Below are 17,661 nucleotides of genomic sequence, written 5' to 3'. Positions count from 1 at the left end.
TGAATAAGCTTAAAGAGGTTTGCTGAGCGGGGCGCCCGTGGGCACGCCGCTGTGTGGCGTCAACACCGCAGAGGGCGACGTCTTGGCAAAGAACACCAGGATTGCGGCGAGCACCGAGGTGCCGGCCAGGCCGTAAAGGCCGCCCTGAATCGAACCCGTGGTCTGTTCCAGAAAGCCGAAAGTGGTTGGGGCTACGAAGCCGCCCAGGTTGCCGATGGAGTTGATCAGCGCAATCACGGCGGCGGCGATGCGCACATCCAGGTAGCCCTGGGGGATCGGCCAGAACAGCGACGAAGCGGATTTGAAACCGATGGCCGCAAAGCAAATCGCGACAAAGGCGAAGATCGGCCCGCCGGTGGTGGACATGAACATGCCGACTGCGGCAATCAACAACGCGGCGGCCACCCAGGCTTGCTGGAACTTGAACTTGCCCGACAGCGCAGCGAAGGCGTACATGGCGATGATCGAGATCAGCCAGGGGATCGAGTTGAAGAGGCCGACCTGCACGTCACTCAGGTCGCCCATCTTCTTGATGATGCTCGGCAGCCAGAAGGTGGCGGCGTAAATCGTCAGTTGGATGCAGAAATACAAGGCGCAGAACAGCAGGATCTGGCGGTCCTTGAGCAGCTTGCCGAGGGTCGGTTTGACGCTGGTCAGCGCTTCACGCTCGCGCTGTTCCTGGTCGATGGCGCCCACCAGCGTGTCTTGCTCTTCGCGGGTCAGCCATTTGGCGTCGTGGGGTTTGGAGTCCAGCCAGAACCACACGAAGAACCCCAGTGCGACGGAGGCCAGGCCTTCAAGGGCGAACATCCACTGCCAGCCGTGAAAGCCGAACCCTTCGATTTGCAATAAGGCGCCCGACAATGGGCCGGAGATCAGCGACGCAACCGCCGAGCCGCTGAGGAAGATCGCAATGGCTTTGCCGCGCTCCACACCGGGCAACCAGCGGGTGAAGTAGTAGATCACCCCAGGGAAAAAGCCGGCCTCGGCCACGCCCAGCAGAAAGCGCAGGACATAGAACTGGGTTTCGTTCTGGATGAACGCCATCAGCGTGGCGACGATGCCCCAGGTGAACATGATGCGGGTTAGCCAGATTCGCGCGCCGACCTTTTGCAGCAGCATGTTGGAGGGCACTTCAAACAGCGCGTAGCCGATGAAAAACAGCCCGGCGCCCAGGCCGTAGGCGGCCGCGCCAATGCCCAGGTCATGCTCCATGTGCGTACGCACGAAGCCGATATTGACCCGGTCGATGTAGTTGAGGATGAACATGATCACGAACAGCGGGAGCACATGGCCCTTCACTTTACTCACGGCGCGCGCGAGGACCGAATCACGTTCTGAAGCGACAGATGCATGGCTTGAATTGTTCACAATTCAAAACTCCCCCTGATTTATTTTTATGCGGGTTTGCGTGTTTTGTTGATAGACATCATACAAGTTGATTTCTTGGCTTCGCAATCCGGTGGGTGATGTATTTGTTCTTATAAGGCCGTCAGCCAACTGGGTTTATTGGTTATTAGCCTATATATAAAGGGTTTGGCCGCCTTTTTTGAGAAGGTTTATGTGCGCTGGTACCTTCACGTACAGAAAAAGAGGTGTGACTCGAAAAGGTTGGTTGTCATACAAGATGGGTGGTTCTTTAATCTAGCCAACGTCGCCGCCAAACAGGGTGTTAAGCTCCCATCAGCCCAACCCCGTGGACCCTGATGATGCCCATTGAAAACCCAAGCCTTGTGCGTAAACGTCCCAATAACCTGGCCCAGGGCGTGGTCGACGCGCTGACCCAGCGCATCCTGCTCGGGCAACTCAAACCCGGTGAAAAACTGCCGTCGGAATCCACCATCGTCCTTGAGCACGGCGTGAGCCGAACGGTGGTGCGCGAGGCGATTTCCAAGCTGCAGGCTTCCGGGCTGGTAGAGACGCGTCACGGCATCGGCACCTTTGTGCTGGAGCCGCATGCCCAGCAGGGTTTGCGTTTGCATGTGGACACCGTCGCCAGCGTGCGTAACATGCTCGAGCTGCGCCTGGGCCTTGAGGTGCAGGCCGTGGCGCTGGCCGCCCTGCGCAGGAGTGACGAGCAACTTGCGCGCATGCGCGAGGCGCTGAACGACTACCAGGCCTCGCTCGCCAACAACGACAGTTGCGTGGAGGAGGACAAACGCTTTCATCAACTGATCGCCGAGGCCACCGGCAACACCTTCTTTACCGAGATCATGCTGCACCTGGGCAATGCGATGATCCCGCGCACTCAGGTCAAGGGCGTCGAACGCGGCGGGGCCGATTTCGCCAAGCTGGGGCAGTTGGCAAACCTGGAGCATGAGGCGATCTTCAATGCGATCAAGCGTCAGGACCCCGACGCGGCGCGGGCTGCCATGGTGTTGCACCTGACCAACAGCCGGGACCGGTTTTCGGGTGAGTAAACTTGTGGTGATAAGGAACAACCGTTGAACGAACACACATTGTCCATGCGCCTGGAGCGCGTGGCGGCGCAGGTGCCGGTGGGCGCGCGCCTGGCCGATATCGGCTCGGATCACGGCTACCTGCCGGTGGCGCTGATGCGCCGTGGCGTGATCACGGCGGCGGTGGCGGGGGAGGTCGCGACCACACCGTTTTACGCGGCCGAACGCACGGTGCGCGACAACGGCCAGGAACAGCACATCAGCGTGCGCCTGGCCGATGGTTTGGCGGCCATCGAACCCAGTGACGGCATCACGGCGATCAGCCTCTGCGGCATGGGCGGCGAGACCATTCGCGACATCCTCGACAGCGGCACTTCGCACTTGAGTGGCCGCGAACGCCTGGTCCTGCAACCCAACGGCGGCGAACAACCCTTGCGCCAGTGGCTGATGGACAACGGCTACCAGATCCTGCACGAAGAGCTGCTGCGGGAAAACCGTTTTTACTACGAGATTATTGTCGCCGAGCGCGCCGAGCCGGTTACCTATACCGCCGAGCAGCTGTACTTCGGCCCGCTGCAAATGCAGGCCCGCAGCCCGGTGTTCCTGGCCAAATGGCAGCGCATGCTGCGCCAGAAGCAGAAGACCTTGGCCGGCTTTGAGCAGGCGCGCCAGGCCGTGCCGGAGCAAAAGCGGCAAGAGATCGCCCGGCACACGCGATGGATTACTGAGCTGTTGGCTTGTAACCCTTCCCAGGGCTGTGCAAAGATCAGCCCATGACTGAATTTTCGCAAAGCAACCGCCATCACCACCACGGACCTTCCCTCAGGTGCCGCGGTTGCTTGCGCTCACTGATTGACCAGAACCTCTGATCATTCAATGAACCACCCCCAAGGCGCCCACGGCGCCTTTTTTATTGCCTTGAAAAAATGGAGATTCAACACATGACCATGCTGCGCGGAACGCGAATTGTGACGGGTAAAGAAGCGCAAATGATGCGTGAGACAGAGGGCCGTTTCCGGAGCTATCTTCATCGAAGCGGGCGCTGAAGAAGCCATCGTGCCGGCACTGTGGGGCCAGGACACGTTTATCGAAAAAGCCGGCGGCAGTGAAATCATCGGGCAGATGTGGGCCTTCGATGACAAGGCGGGCCGCCAGTGCTGCCTGATCCCGGAGGCCACCGCGCTGTTCCAGGAGCGCAGTGCCGTTTTGCTGAATGGGCGAGCAGAGGCGATGTTTTTCTACGTGGCGCGGTGTTACCGATATGAGCGGCCTCAAGCCGGTCGCTATCGCGAATTCACCCAGCTGGGGTTGGAGATTCTCAGCCCCGATCCTGCGTTGGCGTTGCAGCGCAGCCAAGCCCTTTGCACCGGGTTTCTGAATACGCTCGGGCTCGACTATGAGCTGAACCTGGCGGTGAAGCGCGGGTTGAGTTACTACCTGCAAGGCAATGGCTTCGAAGTGCGCTGCCCGACACTGGGTGCGCAACAGCAGGTCGTGGGCGGCGGCGCTTATCGAGAGGGCGCCGGTTTCGGCATCGGCCTTGAGCGGTTGGTGCTCGCCTTGGCGTGATGTTCAAAGACGTCTCCCCGGAGGCGTCTCCTCGGCGGCGGCCGGATATGCTCCAATAGCGGCCTAATTTGCCCTCCAGGAACCCGATCATGGCCGACGCCACCGACCAAGCCTTCTACGACCGTGCAGACGCCCATATCGAACTGTCGAACGAACAGCTCAAAACCTGCGAAAACCTCGGCGAGGTCAGCGCCTCAATGATGTTCGGCACCACCCGCTTCAACGCCTGGGCCAGCGCACGCAATTTCAAGTCCGGCGCCGAAATGGCCGAGGCACGGGAAGCGATGCTGAAGTATTTCTGTGATCAGTACCGGATGATGCTCGAGGATAATCTGGACGATCACATTAATAATTTCAGTCAGTACATGCTGGTTAAAGCAACGGATTAAATGACGCGTACCGGGGCGAGCGTTGGGTGATGGCGGGTCGAGTTACCGTTTCACTCTCCCATTGAGTGCTTTCGCCCCATTTTCGCGCACGCCCGCGCATATTCTCCTCGCCGCACGGCCTAGCTGCGGCCTCTGCACCAACGGCCCGTATCTTGCTTGAGCCAACTTAATCAATGACATGGCATTTTGCTTCTAGTCATTTCCAGGTTGTTTTCGGGAGCGGTCAGTCATGCACACTCTTCTATCACCCGGTATCCGCTTGCTCGGCCGTTTCGGTTTCGCGCGCAAGTTCCAGGTGCTGTTCTTCCTGTTCATGCTGCCCCTGGCCGGGAGCCTGTGGATGATCGGCCAGGACTACCGCGACAAACTCGCGGTGATTTCCAGCGAGCAGTCCGGCGTTCGCCAACTGTTGGCGCTCGATGCACTCGATGGCCAACTGACCGCGCAACGCAACCAGGCGGCCCGCTGGAAAGCCCTGGACATCCTGCACACCCCGACGCCCGCCGCCCAGGCCGCGATGGACAAGGTGGATGCCGGCAATCCCGTCATTATGCAAAGCCTGCAAACCCTGGGTGATGCGCTCAAGGCCCAGAACGCCAGTGTCGACACATTGGCGCGTTTCGAGGCGTTGCAGGCGACGGTCAAGGGGATGGACACTCAGTCCCTGCGCACCGTGGGCTGGTGGCCGGACGGTTACGACCGTTTCACCGCTGCCCTGACCGCCATGCAAACCCTGCGCGAGCAGATCACCCTGGACACGGGCCTGATCCTCGATCCCTGGCTGGAAACCTACCTGCTGATGCAGATTTCCAGCCAGCACACGCCGGACTTGATCGAGCGCATCGGTCGCACGGCAAGCGTCGGGCAGTCGTCCATCGCGTCCGGCCAGTTCACCTTGCAAAGCCGTTTGCAGATGCGTGACCTGCGTGGCCGTATCGGCGATGCACGGGACCAGTTGGTCAAGGCCGCCGCTTCGCTCAAAGCCAAGCAATACGCGGGGCTTGAGCCGTGGACGGCGCAATACGAAAACAGCCTGCAGTTGCTGGATAACGAACTCAAGTCCCTGGACGACGGCGTATTTGGCGGCACGATCAAGCTCGACACCGCCGCCTTTGATCGCAGTGTCGACGGCATGCTGGGCGCGTTGGGTGCGTTGCGCAGCCAGTCGCTGCACTCACTGGATGAGCGCTTGAGTTATTACCACGACCGCTCACTCAAGCAGTTTATTCCAGTGGTGGCCACGTTCAGCCTGCTGGCCTTGGCGGCGCTGTACTTGTTCAGCTGCCTGCAAGCCTCGATCCGGCGCAGCGCCAGTGGCATCACCACGCTTGCCGAGTCGTTGCGCGACGGCAACTTGTGCGTCGAGGTGGCGGTAGAAGGGCGTGACGAACTGGCGGCGATCAGCACCGCGCTCAACGTCGCGGTGATGCAACTGCGCACCAGCCTGCTGGGCGTTAACCACGAGACCCAGCAACTGGGTTCAACCGTACTCACCCTTAACTCGCAATCGGGCAGCACGCTCACCGAGGTCGAGGACCAGCAGCACCAAATCAGCCAGATTGCGGCCGCCGCGACGCAACTGGCAGCCACCTCGATGGGGGTCGCCAAAAGCTGCGAACAGGCGTCGGGCAGCGCGCAGCAGACTCGGCGCATTGCCGAAGACAGCAGCCGTGACAGCCAGCGCACCACGGCCAGCATCCAGCAACTCAACCAGCGCCTGACCGACACGGCCAACGCGCTGGAACAAGTGAGCCAGCAGGGCCAGCAGATTCAATCAGTGGTCGACACCATTCGCGGCATTGCTGAACAGACCAACCTGCTGGCGCTCAACGCCGCGATTGAGGCTGCGCGCGCCGGCGAACAAGGTCGTGGTTTTGCCGTCGTGGCAGATGAGGTACGCAGCCTCTCGCAACGCACTCAGGCCTCCACGGCGCAGATCGCCGGCACGGTGGACAGCCTGCGCGCGACCGTGAGCCAGGCCGTGAGCCTGATGAGCGCCGCGTGCGAACAGGCGCTGACCGACGCTGAGTCGGTCACCGGGCTGGGCACACGCCTGGGCGAGATCGCCGGCGCGGTGCAAAACGTCACCGACACCCTGGCGCAGATTGCGGCGGCGGTGGAAGAACAGGCGGCGACGGCGGATGAAGTGAGCGGCAATATCCAGCAAGTCGATCAGGCCGCAGGGCGTTTGCTTGACGGCGCACGTGCAGTCAACCAAGCCGCCGATACGCTGAGCAAAGGCAGCAAGGCGTTGAGTGAAAATACCGCGCGGTTCCGGCTGGTCTGATCCCCCATCCCGAGCTGACGGTGTATTTATTGGGGCGAGCGGGGCAAACCCGCTCGTCACCGCGTCGGCGTTGATCCCGGTTATACATTCTCTTGAGGGCACTCCCTGCTGCCAGTGTAGTCTGCTCTTACACACCCTGGTTTTTGCCCAACGGAGCCCCTCATGATCACTGTTCACCATCTCAACAACTCCCGCTCGCAACGTATCCTCTGGTTGCTCGAAGAGCTCGGCCTGCCTTACGAGGTCAAGCGCTACCAGCGCGACCCGAAAACCAACCTCGCGCCGCCTGAGCTCAAGGCAATTAACCCACTGGGCAAATCCCCGGTCATCGAAGACGGTTCCCTCGTCTTGATCGAATCTGCCGCCATCATCGACTACCTGATACGTCGCCACGGCCAAGGCCGCCTGCAACCTGATCCTGCTACCGCCACCTACGACAAATATGTGCAATGGCTGCACTTCGCCGAAGGCTCGGCCATGCTGCCGCTGATGCTTAACCTCTACGTCGGCCGATTGGGTGAGGCGGGCGCACCGTTGCATCCGCGTATCGAATCGGAGTTGGCCAATTACCTGGGCTATCTGAACGACGTGCTGGCGGATACGCCGTACCTGGTCGGTGACGAGCTGAGTGGCGCGGATGTCCAGATGAGCTTTATCGGCGAAATCGCCAAGGCGCAAGGCAAGTTGCAAGCCTATCCGAACCTGGCAGCCTGGGTGCAACGCTTCCAGGCACGCCCCGCTTACCAGAAGGCGGTGGAGCAAGGTGGGGAATACGCGTTCGCCAAATAAAGCAGGTCAGGGGGCCGGTGTGCCCCCATTCCCTGTGCCTACCGACCTTCGAAGCGCTTCAACGAAAACGACGACAGGTCGAGGTCACTCGAGCCGCGTATGCACCATTGCGCAAACGCCTCGCCCAGCGCCGCCGAATGCTTGAAGCCGTGCCCCGAACATGGCGAGACCACCAGGGTGTGCTGCAGCGAAGGGTGTTCGTCGATGATGAAGTGATGATCCGGTGTCACGGTGTAGGCGCACACCGCCGACTTGACCACGTTGGCCGTGACCCCGGCGATACGACCTCGTACCTGCTGTTCGTACATTTCCTGCCCTTGCGCCGCCGAGACCGTGCGGTCCAGTGTCTCGGGGGTGGACGTGGTGTGATATTGCGCCGTGGCAAGTTTCAAGCTGCCTTCGCCGGGCTGCGCGGGAAAGCCATAGTGGCACTGATCCTCGCGCCGGCCGTGAGTGAGGATGTACGTGGGTGATTTCCCCACCAGATCCGCGTCCGGCTCAAGCTCAAACCAGAACAACTGTTGCCGATAGACGCTGAGCAGCCGATCAAACGGCGCCCCGAGCAAACCTCCCGCCCAGTTGCCCGCACTCACCACCAGCTTGTCGGCCTGTAGCGTGCGCCGGTCGGTGGTCACCGTCACGCCGTGCGCGTCGGAGCTGATGTGAGTCACCGTCTCGCCCTTGTACAGCGTGGCGCCGTGTTGCTCGGCCAGCTTGAGTTGCACCTCAATACAGCGCTCCGGGCGCACAAACCCGCCGCCCGGCTCGTAGTAGCCGATGGCGCTGTCCGCCACCTTGGCGAATTGGGGGAAACGTTGGCGAATCTGCGCGGCATCCAGCACTTCATGGTCGATGCCATAGGTTTGCGCCAGGTCAATCGTACGCAGGGTGAAGTCGGTTTTATCGTGGGGGTCAACGTCATCGCTGGACGTCAGCACCAGCAACCCAGACTGCTCAAACAGTGCTTCTCCCGACGCCGCTTCCAGCTCGCGCCATATACGGTGCGAATTGCGCACGATGGGCACGTATTGCGCGCCTTCGCCGACTGACAGCCGCGTGATGCGAGTGTCGCCGTGGCTTGAGCCAAACGTATGGGGCGGGTGATGACGGTCGATACCCGCGACGTTTACACCGGCTTTCGCCAGTTGGTAGACCGTGGCGGCACCCATGGCGCCCAGGCCGATGACCAATGATTCATAGCGTTCCAAGGTTGATCCTCGCGTATGGGGAGGCGAACAGTTGAGGGGAATGTGCAAGAAAAACAATGAAAATTGGGGCTGGCCTTGAGGGGCTGGATTTTCCTAATAGACACTCAAGGCGTGGAAACATCGAAGCGGCCTCACCTGCGTCGTTCGTGATGCAACACGAATACTTTCCAGAATCCCCTGTGCTTGCAAAGTCGAATCGTTTGTCGGCTCATCTTCGCAATAGTTACGCTGATTCGGTATGCAGTTTCATCGTCGCACTTCGCTTGAGCATGCGCGCGCGCTCCTTCATGGATGAGTGGAGGCTCAGGCCAGGCGTCGGCGCCAATCGCCGCCATGCTGGGCGCTGCAGGCCTCTTCTGAATCGAAGCGTACGCAGCGCTCCATTGGCACCGGAGCCACTTCGGCGTCGTGCAACGCAGCAGCGGTCAGTTCCCGCATGCGTTGCTCGGCTCCGGTTGCCAGGGCGTGGTCCAGGTTGGCCCGCGTGTCGAACACCCAAATCACCCGCAGGCTTTGAGGGAAGGTGGCGTAGTCCACGGTGTGCGTCAGCCAGTCGAAGCCTGGAATTTCGGCTTTGGCGATTTCACAGGCTTCGGTGAGGGTGGCGACCAGGCGGCGTTCGATACGGGCGTTGTCGCGTTTGGTTGAGGGCATAGGAACTCGGGTGAGGGCAATGATTGAAGAGTGTTCTGAGCGTGTTCTAAAGAACGCTCATCCGTGAATCAATATGCGTCGCCATGTTTTCCAGGGACAGCCGGATGCACTCACTGACTTCGTGATCTTGCACCAACTGATCAAGCGAGGCTTTTGATGCCAGCAAATTCACCGTGAATGACGCGTCATCCACGATCACGGCTGACAGGGTTTCCAGCACCAGGCGTAAAGCCGCCTGTGCAGCGCTGGCCCTGGGGGAGGCGTTGTACAGCGCAACGGGCATGCCCGCAAACGCCTCCAGGCTCACCAGCCAGTCCAGCATGTTCTTGAACGATCCGGGTATTCCCCGTGCGTATTCCGGGCAAGAGATCAGCAGGCCATCGGCCCGGCTGATTTGGTCGTACAGATCCAGAACAGCCGCGCCCGGCGTATTCAGCAGGTCCGGATTGAAGTGCGGTAACTGGCCGATGCTGTCGTAGGAGGTGATCGAAACACCCTGCGGGCAAAGCCGGACAGCGGCGGACAACAGCATCGAGTTGGAGGAAGCCTCTCTCAGGCTTCCCGAGAGTGCGAGAAGATGAATCATCCAAGGTGTCCTTATCGCTGCTGGAGCGCAATTTTCAGCCCCAGGCCCATAAACAGCGTGCCGATGATTTTGCCTTCCCACTGGCGCAGCCTGGAAAGCCCTTTGAACCCTCGGCTCAACGGGCGGACGGCGATGGCAAGCAAACTGGTGTAAACCGCGCTGAGCCCCGAAAAGATCAAGCCCAGTAGCGCAAACTGTACCAGCGACGAGCCTGATTCCGGATGAACGAATTGCGGCAGGAACGCCAGAAAGAAGATCGCGGTTTTCGGGTTCAGCACCTCTGCGCCCACGGCCTGGAAATACGCCTGACGCGGTGTCACCGCAGGCAACTCAAGCCGTGCATGTGTGCCGGTTTTGGCCATGAACGCCCGCACGCCCAGGTAGATTAAATAAGCCGCACCCGCCCATTTCACCGCGTTAAACGCCGCCGCCGAAGTCATCAGAATCGCCGATAAACCCAGCGCCGCGCACAGGGTGTGAATCAGATCGCCCGAAGCCACCCCCAGCCCGGTCGCGATGCCGACCCTGCGCCCGCCTTGAATCGTGCGGGTGAGCACCAGCAACACAGAGGGGCCAGGGATCAGGAAAAGGCCAATCACCACGGCGACGTAAGTGACGAGGGAGGCGAGTTCAAACATGGCGGGCTATCTCGAAATAGGGCTCGGCGTACAGTTATCCTCATGTCTTGGGGCAATGCAACGTCATTTCAGGCAAACGCCGCGACGATAAATGCCTCCAGCCCCTTCTCCTCCAGAATCTCGATAGAGAAATGCCCAAAGCGCTTGGGCAACCAGATGATGCGTTTGCCGGAGGGCGAGCGCAGGTCCTCAAGGCTCAACGGCCTGCTGTTTTCATCCTCCGGTTGCACACCGGAGGCGACCAATTCGGCATAGGCCACCTCGATGTCCGGCGTCGTGTAGCAATGCCGATAAATCATCCCTTCGCCATGGGCGTCCAACAGCTCTCGCAGGTTGCCCGCCAACGGCTGAACCAACATGAACCGCTCCTGGCCCATCAACGCAATCGCAAAACGCACATGCAGGCCGCCGCGTTCCCACACCTGGGTGCTGGAGATTTTGGCGTTGAGAATCTTCGCGTAGTAGGCGCACGTCGCCTCAAGGTTCTCGACCAGCACGTCGACGTGACTGAATTTCAGATCCATTGCTTGCCCTCTGGCGCATGTGGGTACACGCGACAGTAGCCGATTTACAACTGTTAACGTATTCAAAACAGCATTCGAGATAGGCTCTGGCGGGCACGTCTGGATCAGCCCTGTTTAATGAGCCCACTACCATGCACCTGCCCGCCACCGCCGCTGCGCTTCTTGCGTTTGCCACGCTGCAAGTGCCTTTCGTACATGCCGCCACGCCCATCACCCATGTCGCCATCTACCGTGGCCCGGCAGGCTGCGATGACTGTTCCGAGAGCGTGAAAAGAGCATTGCAGCGGCTCAGCCCGACTTATCAGATCGACTTTGTGGGCGCCGATGAATCCGTCGACATCACGCCACACAACCTGGCGCGCTATGACCTCTATGTGCAACCGGGCGGCGGCCAGGATATCCCCGCCGCCCTCGACAGCCTGGGTAAGGCGCGCGCTGAAGCCATTCGCGACTACGTCGCCAAGGGCGGGCGCTATTTGGGGCTGTGCATGGGCGCGTACCTGGCGGATAACAGCAACCTTGGCCTGATACCCCAGGACCTTGATTCCGAAGCGGGCAGGCCCGGGTTTGAAGTGGCGGGCATTGCGGATGCGGCGGTGCGGGTTGTGTGGGAGGGGAAGGCCGACAGTGTGTTTTATCAGGACGGGCCGTACTTTCCCAAAGCGGATGGGGCGTCGCCTTACACAACCATTGCGACCTATCACAACGGTGACGTGGCGGCGGCGCGGTATACGTATGAGAAGGGCGTGGTGGTGCTGAGCGGGCCGCATCCGGAGGCGGGTGAACAGTGGTTTGAGGATGCGGGGGTAGCGGTGAGTGAGATGCCGCGGGGGGAGTTGTTTGGGTCGCTGATGCGTGGAGTGGGGGAGTAGTGGCGTTTTTGGAGAGGCTGCGATTTGTTGTCGTGGTCTGACCCTTAGAAATCTAGAGGATCAAGTCAGATCGACGTAGCAAGGCTTCCCAGATCATCTCCTGCATGAACGGTCTCTCGATCAATGCCAACTTCCAACATGACCACTCCTTTTTACCGCTGTGCTGTCACCGGATTGCCCAGCTTTGAGACATCAGCGGCGACCTGTCAAAGTCTGCTGCTATCGGGCCAGAAGTGGATTTTTTTTGAATAACCTATCGGGCTCCTCAGCGGTTGAGACCGTAGCAAGATTTGTGACGCCCTACCGTTTCTTTAGGTTTTAGATCACGATATAGGCCTAAACGCTGGTCAATGGAGCCAACATGCGTATCGCCCAAGATTTCCGCTCAGACGAAATCCTCAGGCTTGAGCATCTCTTGGAGGGCTTCAACTATACCGCCTGGGTTAACACCTACGGACCTTTTGACCTAAGTAGAACGCTTGAGGAGCAACTGTTCCATTCCATTGGTAACGAAGTAATCATCGGTGGCCAGTCCTGCGTGACTGCGAGCGAAGCCCGCAGCGAGATTACTGAGCAACTGCTGCACGTGGGGGATGGCGGTTATGGTCCACTGGATCTAACGGCAAAGCGCTTAGAAATCCTGACCCTCCTTGAGGCCCTATTCACTTACGTGCAGCTCGACCAAGCCAGCGCCATAACATCATTTTGGCTAACAAAAGGCCATCCGGCGTACCCTGTGTTCTGGGACTTCTCTTTCGATATCCAGGGCCACGGGAAAAGATGGATTCTGATGGGTAGTAGCAGCGACTAGGCTAAGAAAGCCTGACTTTCGAACGCCCTTTTGGCCAAGCATGCGGATAAGAAAATAATCCGAAAATAATCCGGGACAGACCACGGTTAATCTCTCCTGTTAGTCGTCTGTCACCTAATGCCTACGGCCTGCTAGCAGTAGGGGCTGTTGCCGTTTCACTCGCGGCCACGCCGAAGCCAGTTTTTGCGCGAGGCAAGGCACGAGATGCGAAGTTTGGCAGGCTAAATGAGCCATCGAGTAACACCGCATCGCGCAAAACGCTTGCCCGGCCCGTAGGGTTGCGAGGGATATGGCCCCGCTGTTGTTGCAGGACTCGGACCATTATGCGTCCTGCGCCTAACCGGGGGCCATTTCTCGCAGCAACGCGGCTCGCGATGAAACGGCAACAGACCCTAAAGCTGAAAGCGCGAGATGTTCTCTCGCAATGTCACGCTGGTGCGTGCCAGTCCTTCGCTTTCCTGCTGAGCGCTGCGGAAGGCTGCAGCGGATTGCTCGGCGCTTTCGCTGACGGTGACGATGCCCCGGCTGATCTGCTCGGCAACGGTACTCTGCTGCTCGGCGGCAGCGGCGATTTGGTGGTTCATGCCGTTGATTCGCTCGATCATGGTTACGATTGTGCTTACCGCGTCACCGGCCTCGGAAACGCCGGACACCGACTGCGCACTGGAGCGTTTGCAGCGTTGCATATGCTGCGAGGTCTCGTCGGCAATTTTCTGCAGACTGGCGATCAGTCCCTCAATCTCTGAGGTGGCCTTCTGGGTACGCTTTGCCAGGCTGCGCACCTCGTCGGCTACCACTGCGAAGCCGCGTCCGGCCTCGCCAGCACGGGCAGCTTCGATGGCTGCATTGAGGGCCAGCAGGTTGGTCTGGTCGGCCACCGACTTGATCACTTCAAGTACGCCGCCGATATTGCCGGTTTCATCCTTCAGCCGGACCATGGCCATGTTGGACTGTTCTATTGTCTCGGCCAGCTCGCCGATCATGTTGACGGCATCTTTGGCCTTCTGCTGGCTGTACAGGGCCGCGCTATCGGCCTCGCTGGCGGCACTGGCGGCTGATTCGGCATTGCGCGCGACATCCTGCACGGTGGCGGCCATTTGGTGAACGGCGGTGACGATCTGCTCGACCTCGCCCTGTGCCATGGCCACGCTTTCGGCGTTTCTCAGGCTCGATTGGCTAAGCTCCTGGCTGGAATCGGCCACGGTCTGTGAGGACAGGTTTATGCCCTTGGTCATGTCCCGCAGATTCTCCTGCATGCTCAACAGGGCGGCCATGATGCTGGCTTGTGGTGGCTCAATCGTGCGCTCGCTAGCGCGCAGGTCGCCCTGGGCAACCCGTTGGGCGAGCTGGTTGAGTTCACTCGGTTCGGCACCCAGCGCGCGCAGCAGGTTGCGGCTGATGACGTAGCCCAGTACCGCTGCTAGTAAGATGGCCAGCGCAGTAATGACGAGCAGCAGGTTGCGTTGAGAAAGATAGTGTGCGTCATTTTCGCTGACCTGCAGGTCTGCCTTCTGGTTGGTGTAGCGCAGGTATTGGCCAATTGCCTGGGTCAGCTCGGCCAGTAATGGTGTGCACTGCTCGCTGACCATGCGCAGGGCCTCGTCGTTTTCACCCTTGAACAGGTGCTCGGCAATGGTGTGCGCTACCGGTTCGTAGCGGCTCTCGACCTGCTCGATGGTTGAGAACAGTTCACGTGCTTTGGGCGACACATCATCATGGTTATCAATTGCCTGGCGTAGCGCGGCGAGGCTGCTGGCCACCATTTGTTCGTTGGCGGCAATCGCGCCCCGCTGCTGTCCTCTCGCGGTGACATTGCTGTTCAAGGCGATGTTACGCAGGGCAATCGCGCGCTGGGCGGCGGCGTCGTTTAGTGTGTTGGCCAGGCGGGTGCGTGCATCAATGCCATTAACGTAGAGAAAAAAGTCCTTATTGCTGTTTGCAAGGGCGTACAGCGAGATAGCGGCGATCAGCAACATAAACGCGAGCAGGCTGGCATAGCCGGCATAGAGACTGGTCCGTGTAGAGAGCCGGGGAGTGTGCGATGGCATGGCGTACCTGCGTAATGGGAGGAGCAATTTAGGGACACCTGCAAGGGTATGTATTCGCCCTTTGTCCGCATCCTGCGCAGGTATTCTTTTGTTCGACGGCAACGAGTAGCGGCGTTATTTCCTGTCTGGGTAAAACTTGTACAGGCGCTGATACTTGTACAAGTCTTGTACAACTATATTGGGGTGATGTCGTCATGACATCATCTAATCCAGATGAACGGTCAGTGACCTCCTGTTTCTGGCAGGCGCGAGAAATAGAGGCCTGGCTATCGGGCTGACTGGTGTTTGGCGGCGATACAGCCCAAGGCCATCCTTGGGCCGATAGAATCCTGCGAGCGCTGTAAAAATGCGTAGCGCTATTTCTGTACAAGTATTTTGTAGGGGGGGAGCTAGGGCGCGCTAATTGTGAGCCTGCGCTGCGCTAAGGGCTGTTGCCGTTTCATCGCGAGCCGCATTGCTGCGAGAAATGGCTCCCGGTTATGGGGGAGGGCGAGTTCATTCTCGGATCTGCATGCGAGATGGCGGGGCAGGTTTGCCCAACGTGCGGCGAGGGGGTTAGGCAAATGGCGAGCCATGGCGTTGACTGCCCACTTGCGGGACATTCATGCCGGCTGGTGAGCATGAGAGGGACTAGCGGATTGATCGACATGAACGTCTGATTGGTCGATTTTGCCAGCTTATCAGCCGCCAGTTATCTCCGACGTTAATGTCTACTTTTGGCCGATTGCAGCCTGTCATGAACGACTGCGATCGACCCAGAGTGTGTAAAAACGCTTTATTGCGGATGAGCGTTGTAGCCCTGGCGACTCGGCTTGCGCCTACGCATGGGTGAGCCCGGTCAACGTATCCGCAATGGTTTTAGTGCGTTGCGCCGTACCCTCGGTCGCGCGGCTCGACGCCTCCAGTGCATCGAGCATTTCGCGCAACGCGCCGACGCCGGTGGATTGGTCTTCGATCTGTTGGGCAACGCGCTGGATCTCACTGGACAGCAGGTCAATATCCACGCCGATTTCCGCCGCATTCTTACGGGTGATTTCCGCCAGTTTGCGCACTTCATCCGCCACCACCGCAAAACCCCGGCCCAGGTCGCCCGCGCGCGCCGCTTCAATGGCGGCGTTAAGCGCCAGCAGGTTGGTCTGCCCGGCGATCTGCTGGATCACCTGCACAATCGACTGGATACGCAAACTCGACCCGGCCAGCGTGCGCGCACCTTCTACCGCCACATCCGCCTGGCTGGAAAGCCCTTCCACCGTTGTCCCGGCCTGGGCAGACACGGCGTTCTGCTGGTCGATCGTACCCACCAGTTCATCCATCGACGCGTGCAACTCACCCGAGTAATGCTTGAGCTGCGCGGCGATGTCCTCCTGCTGACGCTCGGCATGGGCCAACACCATGCCTAAGTCTGCCAAGCCTTCGAACACCGGCAGGATATTGCGGTCCAGCCCACGGGTATTGAGGGTATTGCTGAAGTCATTGTTCTTGAACGCGGTAATCTGCTTGACCACCACATGGTTCAACCCCGCCAACTTCTTCACCTGGCGCCGTAGGAAAAATGCCTTGAACTCGCCGTAATGGGCGATGAAATTGTCCACGTACTCATCACTGAAACTCGCACCCTTGGCCACCCGAAAGAAGAAAATCGCCGTCAACGTCTGATTCAGGTTCAAGCCCAAAATCTCCCCAAAGGTCGAAAAACCCGCCAACGGTACATCACCAAAAATGCCGGCCATGCTGCCCAGCTCGGCGCCGTTGTTCAGCCGGCGCAAAATGCAGTCATTCAAAATCCCCGCCACCGGCTGGCCACCCTTGCCGCGCAGGAACTGCTCATAGTCCAGGCGCGTCGCCTCACGCAACGGCGTACGCCGCACCATCACCAATTCCTCGCCCGGCGCCACGTCGCAAAACAACTGCACGATCTGCTGCTCATAATCGATACGGGCGATGGATCGTACAAACAACTCACTGCCCACCCGAATCGCAAACGAATAGTCCGCCAGCTTCGACTCCAGCGCCTGGGGCGCGCAACTGAAAGCATCACACAGCGCTTGCACCATGCTCTTGATATTGCCGTTGCTGTCGATCACCTGGTCAATCGTGCGGTCCTCAACCGACGCAGTCAGCACACTGAAGGTCAAATCCGCCGGTTTAAAGTTCTGGCTCTTGAACACCCCAAATCGCACATGCGCCGCCGTCTTCAGGAACACAATCTGTGCATGGTTCTGATAACTGCGCTGACCGTCATGAATCAGCGTCTTCTGGAAATCCGACTTACCCCCGGCCGATCCCCCTACAAACAAACACGGAAACCGCCCCGACTCATACAGCGCCTCCATAAAAAACGACTCCGACGCCGACAACCCGTCGAACACCACATACGCCAACGTATCGCGATGATCAATCGATGTGCGTACCTGCACTCGCTTGATATTGGCCACCAACTTGGCAATTCGCTCCTGCATTCCCAACCGCTTACCGCCACCGCGAATGTCCTCACACTCCAACGGCACCATCACCACCTCGGCCGAGGCGATCAGACTGTCGTCGAACAACTGCAACACGATCCGATCCCAGCGATCGCCGGTGGCGCAATACAACGAATTGGGCGCATTGCAGAGTTCGCCGGAGGTGGTGCAGAGGCTGATGGTGGATTGGGGGAAGCGGCGTTTGAGCTTGGCGGCGATTACGTCGATGTCCAGATGCGGCGAGATAAAGCCGGTGATCAGGGTGGGGGTGATGCGTAAGGCGGTGAGTGCGGCGTCCAGGTCGTTGGCAGTACTGGTGAGCGTGGCGGTGCCTTGACGATCGGCCCGGGCTTTTTTTAGAAGGGAAAGTGGGTTCATGTGGTGGACTCGATCAAGGGTGGGCAGGGATAGGCATGCGATTAGTA

The 17,661-nt window shown here is 59.5% G+C and carries 16 protein-coding genes; 8 read left to right on the top strand and 8 right to left on the bottom strand.

Annotated features, from left to right (window positions below; translation table 11 throughout):
* Positions 1 to 9: 9 nt before the first annotated feature.
* Positions 10 to 1,371, bottom strand: a complete 1,362-nt coding sequence (locus tag A7J50_RS19595; RefSeq protein WP_064453292.1) for an MFS transporter — start codon at positions 1,369 to 1,371, stop codon at positions 10 to 12.
* A 338-nt stretch (positions 1,372 to 1,709) separates the two neighbouring features.
* On the opposite strand from A7J50_RS19595, the gene A7J50_RS19590 reads away from it, so the two are divergent.
* From A7J50_RS19590 to A7J50_RS19565, 6 genes are all read left to right on the top strand, one after another.
* Complete coding sequence (locus A7J50_RS19590; RefSeq protein ID WP_064453291.1) at positions 1,710 to 2,420, top strand: FadR/GntR family transcriptional regulator; 711 nt, start codon at positions 1,710 to 1,712, stop codon at positions 2,418 to 2,420.
* Positions 2,421 to 2,444: 24 nt separating this feature from the next.
* A complete protein-coding gene (locus A7J50_RS19585; RefSeq protein ID WP_064453290.1) occupies positions 2,445 to 3,176 on the top strand; it encodes a tRNA (adenine(22)-N(1))-methyltransferase in 732 nt (243 codons plus the stop codon).
* Positions 3,177 to 3,395: 219 nt separating this feature from the next.
* The gene (locus A7J50_RS19580) at positions 3,396 to 3,968 is read left to right on the top strand and encodes an ATP phosphoribosyltransferase regulatory subunit (RefSeq protein ID WP_064453289.1); all 573 of its coding nucleotides are present in this window, start codon (positions 3,396 to 3,398) and stop codon (positions 3,966 to 3,968) included.
* 89 nt (positions 3,969 to 4,057) lie between these two features.
* Entirely contained in the window at positions 4,058 to 4,357 is a 300-nt protein-coding gene (locus A7J50_RS19575; RefSeq protein WP_064453288.1) for a DUF3144 domain-containing protein, read from the top strand.
* 229 nt (positions 4,358 to 4,586) lie between these two features.
* A complete protein-coding gene (locus A7J50_RS19570) occupies positions 4,587 to 6,644 on the top strand; it encodes a methyl-accepting chemotaxis protein (RefSeq protein ID WP_064453287.1) in 2,058 nt (685 codons plus the stop codon).
* Between the two features lie 162 nt (positions 6,645 to 6,806).
* Positions 6,807 to 7,433 carry a glutathione S-transferase family protein gene (locus A7J50_RS19565; RefSeq protein ID WP_064453286.1) on the top strand — a complete coding sequence of 209 codons (627 nt, stop codon included), beginning with the start codon at positions 6,807 to 6,809 and terminating at the stop codon, positions 7,431 to 7,433.
* Between the two features lie 38 nt (positions 7,434 to 7,471).
* Here A7J50_RS19565 and solA read toward each other — a convergent pair whose 3' ends face one another.
* The 5 genes from solA to A7J50_RS19540 form a co-directional block, all read right to left on the bottom strand.
* The gene (gene solA / locus A7J50_RS19560; RefSeq protein ID WP_082895927.1) at positions 7,472 to 8,641 is read right to left on the bottom strand and encodes an N-methyl-L-tryptophan oxidase; all 1,170 of its coding nucleotides are present in this window, start codon (positions 8,639 to 8,641) and stop codon (positions 7,472 to 7,474) included.
* 303 nt (positions 8,642 to 8,944) lie between these two features.
* Positions 8,945 to 9,295 (bottom strand): hypothetical protein, encoded by a 351-nt coding sequence (locus A7J50_RS19555; protein WP_064453285.1) that lies wholly within the window; start codon positions 9,293 to 9,295, stop codon positions 8,945 to 8,947.
* A gap of 46 nt (positions 9,296 to 9,341) precedes the next feature.
* Complete coding sequence (locus A7J50_RS19550; RefSeq protein ID WP_082895926.1) at positions 9,342 to 9,881, bottom strand: NADPH-dependent FMN reductase; 540 nt, start codon at positions 9,879 to 9,881, stop codon at positions 9,342 to 9,344.
* Positions 9,882 to 9,892: 11 nt separating this feature from the next.
* Entirely contained in the window at positions 9,893 to 10,519 is a 627-nt protein-coding gene (locus tag A7J50_RS19545) for a LysE family translocator (protein WP_064453284.1), read from the bottom strand.
* A gap of 68 nt (positions 10,520 to 10,587) precedes the next feature.
* Complete coding sequence (locus A7J50_RS19540) at positions 10,588 to 11,043, bottom strand: VOC family protein (RefSeq protein WP_064453283.1); 456 nt, start codon at positions 11,041 to 11,043, stop codon at positions 10,588 to 10,590.
* 131 nt (positions 11,044 to 11,174) lie between these two features.
* On the opposite strand from A7J50_RS19540, the gene A7J50_RS19535 reads away from it, so the two are divergent.
* Both A7J50_RS19535 and A7J50_RS19530 read left to right on the top strand, forming a co-directional pair.
* Positions 11,175 to 11,915: a BPL-N domain-containing protein gene (locus tag A7J50_RS19535; protein WP_064453282.1), complete on the top strand. Its 741-nt coding sequence runs from the start codon at positions 11,175 to 11,177 to the stop codon at positions 11,913 to 11,915.
* Positions 11,916 to 12,276: 361 nt separating this feature from the next.
* Complete coding sequence (locus A7J50_RS19530) at positions 12,277 to 12,726, top strand: hypothetical protein (protein ID WP_064453281.1); 450 nt, start codon at positions 12,277 to 12,279, stop codon at positions 12,724 to 12,726.
* A gap of 392 nt (positions 12,727 to 13,118) precedes the next feature.
* Here the strand turns inward: A7J50_RS19530 and A7J50_RS19525 are convergent, their stop codons facing one another.
* Positions 13,119 to 14,774: a methyl-accepting chemotaxis protein gene (locus tag A7J50_RS19525; RefSeq protein WP_064453280.1), complete on the bottom strand. Its 1,656-nt coding sequence runs from the start codon at positions 14,772 to 14,774 to the stop codon at positions 13,119 to 13,121.
* Between the two features lie 818 nt (positions 14,775 to 15,592).
* On the bottom strand, positions 15,593 to 17,614 hold the full coding sequence (locus A7J50_RS32140) for a methyl-accepting chemotaxis protein (protein ID WP_064453279.1): 2,022 nt from the start codon (positions 17,612 to 17,614) through the stop codon (positions 15,593 to 15,595).
* Between the last annotated feature and the right edge of the window lie 47 nt (positions 17,615 to 17,661).

The organism is Pseudomonas antarctica, from assembly GCF_001647715.1.
Classification (GTDB): domain Bacteria; phylum Pseudomonadota; class Gammaproteobacteria; order Pseudomonadales; family Pseudomonadaceae; genus Aquipseudomonas; species Aquipseudomonas antarctica_A.
This window is presented reverse-complemented; position numbering and strand designations above follow the sequence as displayed.